The organism is Cupriavidus sp. R6-3 (genome assembly GCF_059772245.1).
This window is the reverse complement of record NZ_JCBAJO010000001.1, coordinates 95,236-108,942: the sequence shown is the minus strand read 5'-3', so window position 1 is coordinate 108,942 and position 13,707 is coordinate 95,236. Positions and strand designations below refer to the sequence as shown.

Below are 13,707 nucleotides of genomic sequence, written 5' to 3'. Positions count from 1 at the left end.
GTGAATAGATGGGGGCGGGATAGCATGAGCGCCAAGCCGGCTTGCACGAGCTACCGACACGCTGGCGATGCCGGCACACCCATTTGGGGACGCCTTGCCGTCGGATCACTCGAACCCGACGCGGCTTAACTATGCGAACGTCATTGAACGCCGCGTCCACTTGCCCCCTCACCTCTCCACCATCGTCCCCGGCACCACCCCAACATACCTCCCCCGCGGCCGTATCACCTGCCCCACCCCCAATTGTTCCAGGCTGTGCGCGAGCAATCCAATGCTGCGCGCCGTAGCAAACATCGCGAACGCAGCATCGTCCGGCAACCCGTAATGGATAACCATCGCCGCCAGCGCGACATCGATATTCGGCTGCAGCCCCGTCAGCCTCGTCGCCTTCTCGATAAAACGCACTATCGCTTCCGGCGGATCAAACAACGCCAGCAACGCTACCGCCCGCGGATCGCCATCGGGATACAGGTGATGCCCAAAACCGGGCAAAGGCAACCCCGTAGACAGATGGTGCGCAATCACCTGTTCCTCGCCCTGCCGCGCCACTTCATCGAATAGCGCCTTGACGCGGCCCGAGGCGTCGCCGTGCAAGGGGCCGGAGAGCGTGGCGAGCCCTCCAAGCAGGCAGGCCGGCAGCGATGCGCCGGTGGATGCCGTGATGCGTGCGGCAAAGGCGGAGCTCGTCAGTTCGTGGTCGACCAGAAGAACCATGGCCGTCCGCAGAAGCTCAGCCACGTGCGCCGGCTGTTTCCACCCTTGGGCAAAGCGAAGGTGCAGCGGCTGTTGGCCCGGTTGCGCGCCGAACGCGTTGGCGAGTTGGCCGACCAGGCTTTGGCATTCGACATGCAGGACCCTTGTCATGCGGCCGTGCGTGGAGTGGCCGGTGGCGGCCAGGGTAGCGAGGGTCTTGAATGCCGCGACACGGCCGGGGTTCGCGACGCGGGTCGAGCATGAGAAGTCCACCGGTTGCTGCGCGTCCCATAGCAATTGCGCCACGTCTTCGAGGGTGGCCGAGCCAGCCAGGGACACCGCGTCCTGTCCTCGGTAGTACAGCCGCTCGCGCACGAACGTGGAAAGCGCGGTCGGGATGCTGGGTTCCGCGCCAAACAGCGTATTGGTTGCGAGGGTTTCGTGCTTGCGGCCGGCCTGTTTGCGTTTGGCGAGGCCCGCCACGTCCTCCGCGCGGTACAGGCTGCGGCGCGTGTCGGCCGGGTCGGTCATCACCTCCAGCTTGCCGCGGCTGACATAGGCATAGATCGTCTGCGGTCGCACGCCGAGCTGTCGGCATGCCTCGTCCATCGAAATCCAGGAGCTCATGATGACTCGTAACGTTTATATGTTGATTTTATAGATCAATATTGCCATGACGATCAAGTATTACCTACTATGCCGTCAACGTTCAACGCCTCGCTAAACACCACACGCTGACGCACATGAAGCCGCAAATCCTGCAACTGAATCCCATCCTGATTCCCGCCATCAACGACGAGCTCGCCTCGCTTTATGACGTCCACAAGTTCTTCGAGATCGTCGATCAGGCGGCGTGGTTGCGGCAGTACGGGCCTTCCATCCAGGCCGTCATTACCGGCGGACACACGGGGATTTCGCGGGCGATGCTGGAGCAGTTGCCTGCGCTGAAGGTGGTGGCCATCAATGGCGTGGGCACCGATGCGGTGGACCTGGAATATTGTCGTGGCCGGAATCTGGCGGTTACCGCGACCCTCGGTGCGCTGACCGAGGATGTGGCCGACCTTGCGATCGGTTTGCTGATCGCGGCCTGCCGCAATATCTGCGCGGGGGATCGTTTCGTGCGAGATGGCCAGTGGGAGTTGTACCCGCAGCCGAGCGCGATTCCGCTTGCCCGCCGCTTCAGCGGCATGAATGTCGGCATCGTCGGCATGGGGCGTGTCGGCCGGGCGGTGGCGATGCGGGCGGCGGCCTTTGGCTGCCCCATCCGCTACACCGACCTGCGCCGCATGGATGACGTGTCCCACGAGTTCGTGGCCGACCTGCGCGAGCTCGCGCGCCGCAGCGATGCGCTGGTGCTTTGCGCAGCGGCCGACAAGGCGGAGGGCATCGTCGATGCCGCGGTGCTCGACGCGCTGGGGCCGCGCGGGTATCTCGTCAACGTGGCGCGTGGTCGGCTGGTCAATGAGGCGGACTTGGCCGAAGCCGTGGCGGCCGGCCGCATCGCGGGCGCGGGTCTGGATGTGTTCGTCGACGAGCCGCGCGTACCGCTCGTCTTGCGCGAGTCCGATCGCACGACGCTGCAGGCTCATCGCGCCAGCGCGACCTGGGAGACCCGGACCGCGATGGCACAGATGGTGCTGGAAAGCGTGGCGCAGGCGCTGGCCGGCGGCCGGCCGATGATGAGCCTGACCACCTGAGCGCGGGGCAATCGGTCCCACGCCCCACCGCACAGGCTCACGGGCTCACGGGCTCACGGGCTCACGGGCTCACGAGCTCACGGGCGCATGGGCGCATGGGCGCATGGGCGCACGAACGAACGCACGCACGAGCACGCATGAGCCTTCCAGCCTCACAACTCATTAAGGAGACCCGCCCTTGAACGCCTCAAGAACAATCGCCCTCGTCACCGGCGCCGGCAGCGGCGTTGGCCGCCTCAGCGCGATGGCTTTGCTGGAGGACGGCTGGACGGTGGTGCTGGCCGGCCGCCGCGCCGAACCGCTGCAAGCGCTGGCCGCCGAGGCTTCTGCGCGCGGACAGCGCGCAGTGCCCGTGCCTGCTGACGTCACCGATCCCGCCAGCGTGCAGGCGCTGTTCGACACCATCGAACGGGAGTTCGGCCGGCTGGACCTGCTGTTCAACAACGCCGGCGTCAATGCCCCGGCCGTGCCGATGGACGAGCTGCCGCTGGACGCCTGGTTCAACGTGATCAACACCAACGTCACCGGCGTCTACCTTTGCGCGCGGGCGGCCTTCGGCTTGATGCGCCGGCAGTCGCCGCAAGGCGGACGCATCATCAACAACGGCTCCATCTCGGCGCACACCCCGCGCCCCTACACGGCGCCCTACACTGCCAGCAAGCACGCCGTCACCGGCCTGACCAAGGCACTTGCGCTGGACGGCCGCGCGTTCAACATCGTCGCCGGCCAGATTGACATCGGCAACGCGCTGACAGAACTGTCGGAGCGGATGACGCGCGGCGTGCTTCAGGCCAATGGCACGACAGCGCCGGAACCGATGATGGACGCCACGCACGTCGCCAATGCCGTGCGTCATATGGCATCGCTGCCGCTCGAGGCGAACGTGCTGACCATGACCGTCATGGCGAGTGCCATGCCCTTCGTCGGGCGCGGCTGATATCGATTAAAGCGTCCCAGCTTCCCGGCGTCCCCGCGCCCGGCTCGCTGGCGCCTCGGCGATGCGCAGCACCAGAGTTGACACAACAGTTGACCAGAAACAGAGGAGACAACCATGCCATTTACCAAGCTGATCACGACCGTAGCGATCCCTGCCGCGCTGATCATGGCCCCCGGCCTGTCGTCGGCACAGACACCGAAATACCCGACCCGCCCCGTCACCATCATCGTGCCCGCCCCGGCCGGTGGCGGCATCGATCTGATTGCACGCGTCGTCGGAGAAAAGCTGGCGGTCAAGCTCGGGCAGCCCTTTATCGTCGAGAACCGTCCCGGCGCATAGAACAACCTCGGCACCGCGGTGCTGGCCAATGCCAAGCCCGACGGCTACACGATCGGTATCGTTGGCGGCAGCCACAACATCAATAAGTACCTGTTCAAGAATCTCGGCTGGGATCCGGAAAAGAGCTTCGAGCCGATCGTCTATACCCACGTGATTCCGCTGGTGTTCGCAGTCAATTCGAAAATTCCCGCCAAGTCGGTCCCCGAACTGGTCAATTGGATGAAGGCCAATCCGGGCGAGGCCAAGGTCGCGACTTCCGGCCGCGGCAGCGCGCAGGAGATGGCGGCGGAGATGTTCCGCATGGTCAGCGGCGCCAACATGCTGCTGATTCCGTACAAGGGCTCGTCCGCCGCCCACCCCGACCTGGTGGCCGGCCGCACGGTGCTGTTCATCGACACCATCAGCGCCATCCAGGAGCAGGTCAAGGCCGGCAACGTCCGCGCGCTGGCCGTTTCGACGCGGAACCGCTCCAAGGCCCTGCCCAATGTCCCGACCGCGGAAGAGCAAGGACTGAAGGGCTATGACGCCAACACCAATGGCGGTTTCCTGGCGCCCGCGGGCACGCCGAAGGAAATCGTCGCCAAGCTGAATGCAGAGATCAATGCGGCGTTGAAGCTCCCCGAGGTACGCGCCAAGCTTGAAGCGGCCGGGATCGAGGTCCAGGGCGGGACGCCGCAGGACTACGCCGCGCTGATCAAGTCCGACCTGGCGAAATGGGGAAAGGTGGTCAAGGAGGCCGGAATCCAGCAGGAATAGCGGCTTGGCGGCTTGAATAGCGGCTTGAATCGTGGCCTCCCCTTGATCCACTCAGCCCTCCCCGGATTTCCTCGTTGAACCTCCTTCTGCTGGCGGGTATCGGTACCCCAACGATCTCGCCATGCAATTTCCCACGTAAAATTCGGCGGCCGCCGCAATGTATCGGCGCAATGTCTTTACATTTGGCATGCACGTCGATCTCCTTACCCTTTATCACCTCGCCATCGGAACGCTCCTCGTCAGCGCCGGAATGATCTTCTGGGAGCATCGGACGAACCCCAGGCGCAGCAGGGAATTGCGAATCCTGGCGGCGGGGTTCGCGACGCTGGCCATTGGCTGCGCGGCGGTGCTGTTCCGCCGCGACCTGCCCGGCGCCATCGGATCGGCAGTGAGCAACCTGCTCGTTCTCAGCGGCTATCTGCTTGTGCTGCGCGGCGTTGCATCGTTGAACGGCCGGGAATACCGGGCCAGCTCCATCGGGCTGCTGATCGTCATGGCGCTGGTGTGGGCCGTGTGGGGCCCGCAACATCGGGAATTCGTCTGGAGCCACGTCAGTTCGGTGCCAATTGCGATCGTCAGCGCCTTGACGGCCTGGGAGATGCTGCGGTGCGATGCGATGAAGCCATTGCAGCCGCGGCGCATCGTCGTGGTCGTTGCCGGCATTCATGCCGTGATCTACGCGGCCAGGACCTTCGTCCTCCCGTGGTTGGTGGCCGCCTACGGATCGTCGATACAGTCGATCGCCAGCAAGATCACGATCTATGAGGGCGTGCTGTACTCGGTCATCTTGCCGATGGCCCTGCTGAAGCTGATTCGCGATGAATCGCACGGGCAGCTCCTGCGGCAATCGCAGACGGATTACCTCACCGGCCTGGGCAATCGCCGATGGTTCTTCGAACAGGGCGCGCTGATCGTCGATCGCAGCAGGCAGCGCGGGCCAATAGCCGTGCTGGCCTTCGATCTGGACCATTTCAAGGCCATCAACGACCGCCACGGGCACGAGACCGGCGACAGGGTGCTGAAGTCATTCGCGGAAATCGCCCAAAGCGTGCTGGGCCCGAATGCGGTTCTGGCTCGTATCGGGGGAGAGGAATTCGCCGCGTTGCTGTCCGGTAACGATGCGCTGCGCGCCAGGGCGCTGGCGGAGACGGTGGCGAGGCGTTTCGCCGAGGCGGTCCCGCACCAGAGCGGCATCGGGATACGAGCCACCGTCAGCGTCGGGCTCGCACAGTTCGACAGCCACGCACCGTCGCTCGTGGATCGGCTTGCTGCCGCGGACCGTGCCTTGTATCGCGCGAAGTCCATGGGCGGCAATCGGGTCGAATTGGCGCATGCCGAGGTCGGCGAGGCCATCGAAACCTGAAGCGGCGCGTTGCCACGGCTTCGTATGGTGGACCGAAAACCCGCCTGATTTTTTCCCTAAAGTTTTCTGCTGCCCTGCCGTCAATCCGCGTTGGGGGTGAAAAAACCGGACCGTCGCCGTCCGGCCCGCCAAGTCGCCTGCATGCCGGGCGCCAATCCACAAAAAAATGGGGAGCGGAGGCAGAAATGCATATCGGAAACTGGACCATCCGGGCGCGGCTCGGGGCATGTTTTGGCGCGGTGCTGCTGGTACTGGCAATCGCGCTGGGAATGGGTGTGACACAGCTGCGCGCCATCGGCGAGGCGGCCCATGCGGCCGATACCGCGGCCAAGGGCGCGGCCTCCTTAAGCCAGCTGGATCAACAAATCACCACCACCACCGAATGGATGGCCGGCCTGGGCATCGCCGCCCTGCTGCTGGCGGTGGCAAGCGTCCACGCGCTGTCCAAGGGCATCCAGCAGCCGCTGGCCGAAGCCGAACTGATCGCCGAAACGGTCGCTGCCGGCGACTTGAGCCAGGAATTCGAGACCGAGCGCACCGGCCCCTTCGGCGCCCTGCTCGGCGGGCTCGGCCGGATGGAGGACATGCTGACCGACCTGATTACCCGGATCAAGACGTCCACCGATTCGATTACCGAGGCCTCGCACCGGATCGCGGCCGGCAATACCGATCTGTCGCAGCGCACCGAGCAGCAGGCCGCGACGCTGCAGGAAACGGCGTCGAGCATGAGCGAGCTGACCGCGATGGTGCAGCAGAACACCGAGCGGGCCCGCGAAGCGAACCGTTTTGCGCAGTCGGCCTCGGGCATCGCCGAGCGCGGTGGCGAGGTGATGACCGCCGTGGTCGACACCATGCAGGCAATCGACACCAGCTCGAAGAAGGTCGCCGATATCGTCGACGTGATCCAAGGCATCGCTTTCCAGACCAATATCCTGGCGCTCAATGCCGCCGTCGAAGCGGCGCGCGCCGGTGAACAGGGCCGCGGCTTCGCGGTGGTGGCCGGTGAAGTGCGTACGCTGGCCCAGCGCAGCGCCGCGGCGGCACGCGAGATCAAGGACCTGATCGACGATTCGGTGCAGCAGGTCGGCAGCGGCTCGACGCTGGTCGGCAAGGCCGGTCAGACGATGCAGGAAATCGTCGGGGCCGTCCGCCACGTGACGACGCTGCTGGGCGAAATCGGTACCGCGTCCGAGCACCAGAGCAGTGGCATTGCCCAGGTCGCCGAGGCGGTCACGCAGATGGATACCGTGACGCAGCAGAATGCCGCGCTGGTCGAACAGGCGGCTGCGGCGTCGAACGCGCTGGCCGACGAGGCGCGCGAGCTGCAAAGCGTGGTGGCGCGATTCCGTCTGGAGGCCGGCCCTGCCCCGATGGCGTCGTCACGGCAGCCTTCCCTGCAATTGGCGGCGGCGCGGTAACCAGCGACATCCCGGTATTGGGCCAGCCCGGGTCGGGATTGCCGGCCCGGCGGACGACAGGCACCGTCCGTGGCGGCCACCGATTCCGCCGTCAATTCAGGCGCTGGCCAGACGCCGCATCGAACAGGTGGACATGCTCGGCCCGAGGCGCCAGCTTCAGCGCAGTGCCGGGGTGAGCGTCCACGCGTTCCCGGAATGCCGCCACCACCTGATGGCGGCCGAGCCCGGCAGCGATCAGCGTTTCCGCTCCAGTCGGTTCGACCACCACGACCCTGGCTTCCAGCGTGCCGCCCTCCTCGAGCGCAAAATGCTCTGGCCGCACGCCATACAGGACCTCATGGCCATCCGCGGCCTCCGGGAGACGATGGAGCGGTAGCCGCAGGCCATCGTCCGTCAGGACCGCCGGCGCGCCATGGCGTTGCACCCGCCCGCGGAGGAAGTTCATTGCCGGCGAGCCGATGAAGCCGGCGACAAAGGCATTGCGCGGGCGATCGTAGAGTTCCAGCGGCACGCCGGACTGTTCGACCACACCCTCCTTGAGCACGACGATGCGATCGGCCATCGTCATCGCCTCTACCTGATCGTGCGTGACATACAGCGTGGTGGTCCCCAGCCGCTGGTGCAGCGCCTTGATTTCGGTGCGCATCTGCACGCGCAACTTGGCGTCGAGGTTCGACAGCGGCTCGTCGAACAGAAAGGCCTCCGGCTGCCGCACGATCGCGCGGCCCATGGCCACGCGCTGGCGCTGGCCGCCCGACAAGCGACGCGGCGTGCGGTCGAGTACGGCGGACAGGCCGAGCGTTTCCGCCACGGCCTGCACGCGCCGCTTGATCTCCGCCTTCGCAAGGCCCTGCAGCTTCAGCGAAAAGCCGAGGTTCTGCGCCACGGTCATATGCGGATACAGCGCGTAGTTCTGGAACACCATCGCGATATTACGATCGCGCGGCGCCACATCGTTGATCAGCCGGTCGCCCAGCCGGATCTCGCCCGCCGTGATCGGCTCAAGGCCTGCCACCATGCGCAGCAGCGTGGACTTGCCGCACCCTGACGGGCCAACCAGCGCGACGAACTCGCCGTCGCGGATATCGATCGACAGGTCGTGGATGACCTCGGTGCTGCCGTACGCCTTGCGCAAATGTCGGAGAGAGATGGAAGCCATGAGTCCTTCGGAATGGAATTGCGGGTCCGCCGTCAGTCCTTGACACCGCCGGCGGTCAGCCCCCGCACCAGGTATTTGCGCACCAGCAGCGTGAACGCCACCACGGGCAGCATCACCAGCGTGCCGCCCGCCGCGATCTTCGTCCATTCCCAGCCTTCGTATTGCAGGAAATTGACGATCGCGACGGGCGCGGTGACGGCATGGGTCCGGGTCAGGATCAGCGCATAGAAAAAGTCGTTCCAGGAGAAGATGAAGCACAGCACGGCGGTGGCCGCCACGCCAGGCGCCGCGAGCGGCAACGTGACGCGCCAGAACGCACTCCACACGCCGCAGCCGTCGATCCACGCCGCCTCTTCCAGTGCCGCTGGTACCGCCTCGAAGAACCCCTGCATCAGCCAGATCACCACCGCGAGATTGAAGGTCAGGTAGACCAGCGCGAGCCCCCAGACGGTGTCGAGCAAGCCGATCCAGCGGTAGGCCAGAAAGAACGGGATCGTGAAGGCGATCGGCGGCGCCATCCGCGTGATCAGGATCCACAGCGCCACGCGGCCGCGCGCGCGGAAACGCCACCGCGTCAGCGCGTAGGCGGCCGGCACGCCGATCGCCAGCGACAGCACCGTGGACAGCGAGCTGACCAGCAGGCTGTTGGCGAACGAGCGGGCGAAGTTGCCCTCCAGCAGCGCGCGGAATGCCTCCAGTGTGGGTGAAAACAGCAGACTGTCGTCGAACGCGCCTTCAGCCGGCCTGAAGGCGATCTGCACCAGCCACAGAAACGGGAACATCAGCACCAGCAGCAACACGATTGCCAGCGCGGCACGGCCGTGGCGACGCAGCCAGGCCAGCGGCCTTGCCCACGGCCGCTGCAACGCCGGCGTGGCGTGCTCGCCGGCGCTGCCGCCCGGTGGCAATCGCAGCGTGTCAGTCGTCGCGTTCATTCCCATCACTCCTGTTGAACCGGCTGATCGACCAGCTGATGGCAAACACCGCCACCAGCATGACCACGGCAATCGCGCTCGCATAACCCCAATACGAGAAATTGAATGCCTGGATAAAGCCGTAGAAGTTGGTGACCTCCGTCACCGTGCCCGGTCCGCCATTGGTCAGCACATAGATCAGCGGAAATGCCTTGAAGCTGTCGATCAACCGGAATAGCGCGCACACCACCAGCACCGGCCGGATATAGGGCAGCACGATGTAGCGGAACAACTGCCAGCGATTCGCACCATCGATGCGCGCCGCTTCCAGCGGCTCGTCGGGGATCATCTGCAATGCCGCCAACACCATCAGCATCGTGAACGGAAACCACTGCCAGGTCTCGGCAATGCTGATGGCCCACAGCGCGGTATCGGGATTGGCGATCAGCGATCGCAGCGGCAGGCCGATCTGCTCCAGTGCCCGATGCAGCGGGCTGACATCGGGCGTGTACAGGATCTTCCAGATCAGCGCGACGACGATCGGCGGCAGCACCATGGGGATCAGGAAGACCGAGCGAATCGCCGCCAGCACGCGGGAGTTCGCGTTCAGCAGCAGCGCGATGGCCAAGCCCAGGGCGAGCTGCAACGTCACGCTGGACAGCGACAGCCGCACCTGCACCCACAACGAGCCGATAAAGCGTGGATCGTCCAGCAGTTGCCTGTAGTTGACGAGGGGATCGTCGAAGCGGAACGTCCCTGCCGGGTCCAGCAGGTTCAGCGGCGTCAGGCTGATCAGCAACAATGCCGCGGCGGGCACGAGCGTGATGGCGCCCAGTATCAGCAGCGATGGCGCCAGGCCGAACAGGAAGGCGTGCCGCCGTTCGGCTTCCCAGCCGCGTGGCGACGCGGCGGGCCGGATCGAAACGGAGCCCGCCATCAGACCGCCACACCCGCCCGCTTGAGCTCGGCGATGGCCGCTGCCTGCGCCTGCTTCATCGCGCCGGCCGCACTCTGCTGACCGGAAACGATCAGCTCGATCGCCTTGTTCAGCTGCTGATCGACCTGCGGATAGACCGAGACGGTGCGGTATTTCATATGCCCCTGCTTGCCGGACAGCTCGATGGAATCGGTGCACAGCTTCGCGATGTCATAGCCGTTGACGACCTGCCGCTTGCGGAACACGTCGGCGTCGATGTCCGAGCGGCGCGACGGCGAGCCATAGCCGGCGGCAACCGCCCGCCGCGTGATCGTCTTCGAGGTGGCCCAGACGATGAACTGCCAGGCCGCATCCGTGTTCTTGCTGCCGACCGGTATGCCATAGCCGTGCACCGCCGTCCCCGGGAAACGGCCCGCCTGCCCCTTCGGCACCAGGCCCCACGCGGCGGTTTGCGCGGCCTTGCTCGAAGCAGGGTCGCCGACCTGCGACAGATAGATCTGGCCTAGCGTGCTGAAATTGCTGCGGCCGGCCTTGAGCGCCTGCACCGCCTGGTCCGGCGTATACGAGACGGCCCCGTCTGGGCCGAACTCGCGCAGCAGGCGCGCGAAATAATCGGCCGCGGCAATTGCTTCCGGTGTATCGAGCGTGGGATACAGGTCGTCCGGCGCCTTGCGGAAGACGTCGCCGCCAAAGGCATGCAGATACGGCGGAAAGGTCCAGCCGTAGTGGTTGTCGGTGACGAAGCCGGCCACGCGCTCCTTGCGATTGACAGCTTTCAGCGTCTTGACGAGATCGTCGGTGGTATCCGGATAGGCGAGTCCCGCCGCCTTCACCAGATCGAAGCGCGACGAGGCGCTGATGGTCACCTCGGCGGTCCACGGCACGCCGTAGAGCTTGCCATCGCGGCCCGTCTCCGGCGCGCGGGCGCCGGGCAGGAAATCGTTGATATCGAAGTCGGCTGGCGTGCGGCCGGGATCCTTGATGAAATCGTCGAGCGGCGTCAGCCAACCGGATTGAATCCAGCGGCTCGAATAGATGAACGTCACGTTCACCACGTCGAAGCCCGAGCCCTTGGTCGACAGTTCCAGATCGACGCGCTGGTTGTAGACCGGAAAGGACGGCGTGTCGAAGTTGACCTTGATGCCGGTCTGCGCCTCGAACTCGGGCAGCCATTGCCGCAGCAGCTTCTGGTAAGGCGCGCTGAATGCGGAAACGTTGAGCACGACGCCGGCGTACTTCTTCGCGCCTTGCGCGAATGCCGGCGCCCCAAGCACGGCACCGGCACCCAGTGCCGCGCCGGCGCGCAGCACGCGGCGGCGGCCGATGTCAGGCGCCGTCGACGGCCGGTGGTCGGTGCGCAAGACAGGCGCAGTGGCGGAATCGTCGGACTCGATGGCAGTGGTCATGTCATGTCCTGATGCATTGGCATGAATCACTGCTGCGCGGCGGCAGTCAGGTCGACACTCCGGCGGCCGTCGACCCCGACCGGCACGTCGCCGCTGACGGTCACGCGCCGCACCATGCGGTGCTGGTCGCCGTAATCGTTGAGCGCATAGTGTTGCGTGGCGCGGTTGTCCCAGATCGCCACGTCGCCGGGCGACCAGCGCCAGCGCACGGTGTTCTCGAGCCGTACCACGCGGTTTTGCAGGACCTCGAGCAGATGGCGGGATTCGCTAGTGGAAAGCCGCGACAGCCGCTTGATGAAATGGCCCAGCAGCAGCGCACGTTCACCGGTTTCCGGATGGACCCGCACGACGGGATGTTCGGCCTCGATGACCGTGCGCGTGAAGACGGCACGATACTTCTTGCGCCCCTCCGTCTCCTGCTCGCTCGCGCCGTGGTCGACGCGGGTCTCGGCGTAGTCGAAGTCGTTGCCGTGGACCGCCCACAGACGATCGGCGATCGCCTTCAGTTCTTCCGGCAGCGCGTCATAGGCGGCCACCGTGTTGGCCCACACGGTATCGCCGCCTACCGGCGGCAAGACCACGGCCCGCAGGATGCAGACCTTGGGCGGCGCGACCTTGAAGGTCACGTCGGTATGCCAGGAATCGGCGCGGCCGCCATGGCGCGAGTCGAGTTCGAGGAAGGTGGTGCCGTCGGGCGCGGGCACGGTGGGGTGCGATTCGATCTCGCCCCACAGCCGGCCGAACGCCTGGTGCGTGGCGTCGTCCAGATGCTGCTGCCCGCGCAGGAACAGCACGCGATGCCGCAGCAAGGCGGCCTTCAGCGCCCCCAGCGTGCTGGGGTCGAGCGAGCCGGACAGGCGCAGCCCGCGCACTTCGGCCCCGATGCGGGGCGAAACCGGAACGATGTCCAGCTCGCTGGACGTGATGGCAGGACGATCCTGAATGACGGCGCTCATCGCTTCTCCGTGGCATGAATGGGACCAGACAATGGTATGGGTCCCATTCCGCCAGGAGAACGAAGCAAAACGTATGTCGATATGCGCGTGGACTACTTCACCGGCGTCAGAATCGGCGCGCCCTGCTTCTTGATCAGGAACACCACGAACTTGGCCGGCTGCGTCTTGCTGGCGTTGCGCCCGACGGTGTGGATGTCGTTCGGGCCCTCGTGGAAGGTGTCGCCGGCCTTGAGCATGACCTCCTTGCCGCCCTTGACGCCCATCACGATGCTGCCCTCCAGCACATAGACGAAGCCGTGTGCGTCATGGCGATGCACGGGGTCGGCGCCGCCCGGCGCGTAGTCGACGACGATCATCTCGACTTCCTTGCCGGGGTACTCGGGCAACGGCTGCGTCAGCAGCGGCTTGACCGAGACGCCTTCTCCGGCCGCGATGGCGGGCTGCCCCATCATCATGGACGACAGCAGCAGCGTTGCGGCAAAAGCAGTGACTGGCTTCATCGCATTACTCCAGGTTGGCCTTGTCGAGGCCGAACGCCTTGTCGGACGAGCCCGGCACGGTGCGGAACGCGACGTTCAGGCGGTTCCAGGAATTGATCGCGCCGACCAGGAAGGTCAGGTCCGACAGCTCCTTCTCGCTGTACTGGGTCCGCACGCGTTCGTAGATGTCGTCGGGCACGCCGTGGGCCGGGATATGGGTCAGCACCTCGGCCCACGCCAGCGCGGCGCGCTCGCGCGGCGAGAACAGCGTCGATTCGCGCCAGACGGCCAGATGATGCAGGCGCAGTTCGCGCTCGCCGTGGATCTTCGCCATCTTGATGTGCATGTCGACGCAGAAGCCGCAGCCGTTGAGCTGCGAGGTGCGGATCTCGACGAGTTCGCGGATATGGGGCTCGATCGTCGTCTTCTGGAACATCGTGCCGAGTTCGATCAGCTTCCTGGACAGTTCCGGCGATTGCTGGAAATAGTTGAGGCGTTGGGTCATGGTGGCTCCTGGTGAGCGGAAATCAGTGTTGTCTTCACCGAGGCCGCATCGCGAATCGATGCGGCTCGGCTTGGATGGCATCGTAGGGTTGGGGCCGTTTCCCCGGTAGTACCGCCAAGGTGCGCACGCTGTTGCCGCTTCGGCACCA

Annotated in this window: 12 protein-coding genes and 1 pseudogene; 5 read left to right on the top strand and 8 right to left on the bottom strand. The window is 65.5% G+C overall.

The annotated features are described in order from the left end of the window. Positions 1-168: 168 nt before the first annotated feature. Entirely contained in the window at positions 169-1,320 is a 1,152-nt protein-coding gene (locus AC6EI8_RS00490; protein WP_498380974.1) for a citrate synthase, read from the bottom strand. A 116-nt stretch (positions 1,321-1,436) separates the two neighbouring features. Here AC6EI8_RS00490 and AC6EI8_RS00485 point away from each other — a divergent pair, with 116 nt between their 5' ends. From AC6EI8_RS00485 to AC6EI8_RS00465, 5 genes and pseudogenes are all read left to right on the top strand, one after another. Next, a complete protein-coding gene (locus AC6EI8_RS00485) occupies positions 1,437-2,390 on the top strand; it encodes a 2-hydroxyacid dehydrogenase (RefSeq protein ID WP_498380973.1) in 954 nt (317 codons plus the stop codon). A gap of 178 nt (positions 2,391-2,568) precedes the next feature. Beyond that, positions 2,569-3,327 carry an SDR family oxidoreductase gene (locus AC6EI8_RS00480; RefSeq protein ID WP_498380971.1) on the top strand — a complete coding sequence of 253 codons (759 nt, stop codon included), beginning with the start codon at positions 2,569-2,571 and terminating at the stop codon, positions 3,325-3,327. A gap of 114 nt (positions 3,328-3,441) precedes the next feature. Next, positions 3,442-4,422, top strand: a pseudogene (locus tag AC6EI8_RS00475) (Bug family tripartite tricarboxylate transporter substrate binding protein). Between the two features lie 187 nt (positions 4,423-4,609). Beyond that, a complete protein-coding gene (locus AC6EI8_RS00470) occupies positions 4,610-5,785 on the top strand; it encodes a GGDEF domain-containing protein (RefSeq protein ID WP_498380970.1) in 1,176 nt (391 codons plus the stop codon). Between the two features lie 185 nt (positions 5,786-5,970). After that, positions 5,971-7,203 (top strand): methyl-accepting chemotaxis protein, encoded by a 1,233-nt coding sequence (locus tag AC6EI8_RS00465; protein ID WP_498380968.1) that lies wholly within the window; start codon positions 5,971-5,973, stop codon positions 7,201-7,203. A 91-nt stretch (positions 7,204-7,294) separates the two neighbouring features. Here the strand turns inward: AC6EI8_RS00465 and AC6EI8_RS00460 are convergent, their stop codons facing one another. The 7 genes from AC6EI8_RS00460 to AC6EI8_RS00430 all read right to left on the bottom strand — a co-directional run bounded on the left by AC6EI8_RS00460 (position 7,295) and on the right by AC6EI8_RS00430 (position 13,559). Beyond that, the gene (locus tag AC6EI8_RS00460; protein WP_498380995.1) at positions 7,295-8,362 is read right to left on the bottom strand and encodes an ABC transporter ATP-binding protein; all 1,068 of its coding nucleotides are present in this window, start codon (positions 8,360-8,362) and stop codon (positions 7,295-7,297) included. A 32-nt stretch (positions 8,363-8,394) separates the two neighbouring features. Beyond that, positions 8,395-9,297 carry a carbohydrate ABC transporter permease gene (locus tag AC6EI8_RS00455; protein WP_498380967.1) on the bottom strand — a complete coding sequence of 301 codons (903 nt, stop codon included), beginning with the start codon at positions 9,295-9,297 and terminating at the stop codon, positions 8,395-8,397. Continuing rightward, the gene (locus AC6EI8_RS00450; protein WP_498380966.1) at positions 9,281-10,213 is read right to left on the bottom strand and encodes a carbohydrate ABC transporter permease; all 933 of its coding nucleotides are present in this window, start codon (positions 10,211-10,213) and stop codon (positions 9,281-9,283) included. Before AC6EI8_RS00450 ends, AC6EI8_RS00455 begins: the two co-directional genes overlap by 17 nt. Next, positions 10,213-11,619 (bottom strand): ABC transporter substrate-binding protein, encoded by a 1,407-nt coding sequence (locus tag AC6EI8_RS00445; RefSeq protein ID WP_498380965.1) that lies wholly within the window; start codon positions 11,617-11,619, stop codon positions 10,213-10,215. The genes AC6EI8_RS00450 and AC6EI8_RS00445 overlap by 1 nt, the downstream gene beginning before the upstream one ends. A 26-nt stretch (positions 11,620-11,645) precedes the next feature. Beyond that, positions 11,646-12,575 carry a TauD/TfdA dioxygenase family protein gene (locus tag AC6EI8_RS00440; RefSeq protein WP_498380964.1) on the bottom strand — a complete coding sequence of 310 codons (930 nt, stop codon included), beginning with the start codon at positions 12,573-12,575 and terminating at the stop codon, positions 11,646-11,648. A 92-nt stretch (positions 12,576-12,667) separates the two neighbouring features. After that, entirely contained in the window at positions 12,668-13,075 is a 408-nt protein-coding gene (locus tag AC6EI8_RS00435) for a cupin domain-containing protein (RefSeq protein WP_226105475.1), read from the bottom strand. A gap of 4 nt (positions 13,076-13,079) precedes the next feature. Continuing rightward, complete coding sequence (locus AC6EI8_RS00430) at positions 13,080-13,559, bottom strand: carboxymuconolactone decarboxylase family protein (protein ID WP_226105473.1); 480 nt, start codon at positions 13,557-13,559, stop codon at positions 13,080-13,082. Positions 13,560-13,707: the final 148 nt, after the last annotated feature.

Excerpts from the sequence above, each read along its gene's own strand:
- AC6EI8_RS00490 (WP_498380974.1), bottom strand. The coding sequence starts at position 1,320 with ATGAGCTCCTGGATTTCGATGGACGAGGCATGCCGACAGCTCGGCGTG.
- AC6EI8_RS00485 (WP_498380973.1), top strand. The coding sequence starts at position 1,437 with ATGAAGCCGCAAATCCTGCAACTGAATCCCATCCTGATTCCCGCCATC.
- AC6EI8_RS00470 (WP_498380970.1), top strand. The coding sequence starts at position 4,610 with ATGCACGTCGATCTCCTTACCCTTTATCACCTCGCCATCGGAACGCTC.
- AC6EI8_RS00465 (WP_498380968.1), top strand. The coding sequence starts at position 5,971 with ATGCATATCGGAAACTGGACCATCCGGGCGCGGCTCGGGGCATGTTTT.
- AC6EI8_RS00460 (WP_498380995.1), bottom strand. The coding sequence starts at position 8,362 with ATGGCTTCCATCTCTCTCCGACATTTGCGCAAGGCGTACGGCAGCACC.
- AC6EI8_RS00455 (WP_498380967.1), bottom strand. The coding sequence starts at position 9,297 with ATGAACGCGACGACTGACACGCTGCGATTGCCACCGGGCGGCAGCGCC.
- AC6EI8_RS00450 (WP_498380966.1), bottom strand. The coding sequence starts at position 10,213 with ATGGCGGGCTCCGTTTCGATCCGGCCCGCCGCGTCGCCACGCGGCTGG.
- AC6EI8_RS00445 (WP_498380965.1), bottom strand. The coding sequence starts at position 11,619 with ATGACCACTGCCATCGAGTCCGACGATTCCGCCACTGCGCCTGTCTTG.
- AC6EI8_RS00440 (WP_498380964.1), bottom strand. The coding sequence starts at position 12,575 with ATGAGCGCCGTCATTCAGGATCGTCCTGCCATCACGTCCAGCGAGCTG.
- AC6EI8_RS00435 (WP_226105475.1), bottom strand. The coding sequence starts at position 13,075 with ATGAAGCCAGTCACTGCTTTTGCCGCAACGCTGCTGCTGTCGTCCATG.
- AC6EI8_RS00430 (WP_226105473.1), bottom strand. The coding sequence starts at position 13,559 with ATGACCCAACGCCTCAACTATTTCCAGCAATCGCCGGAACTGTCCAGG.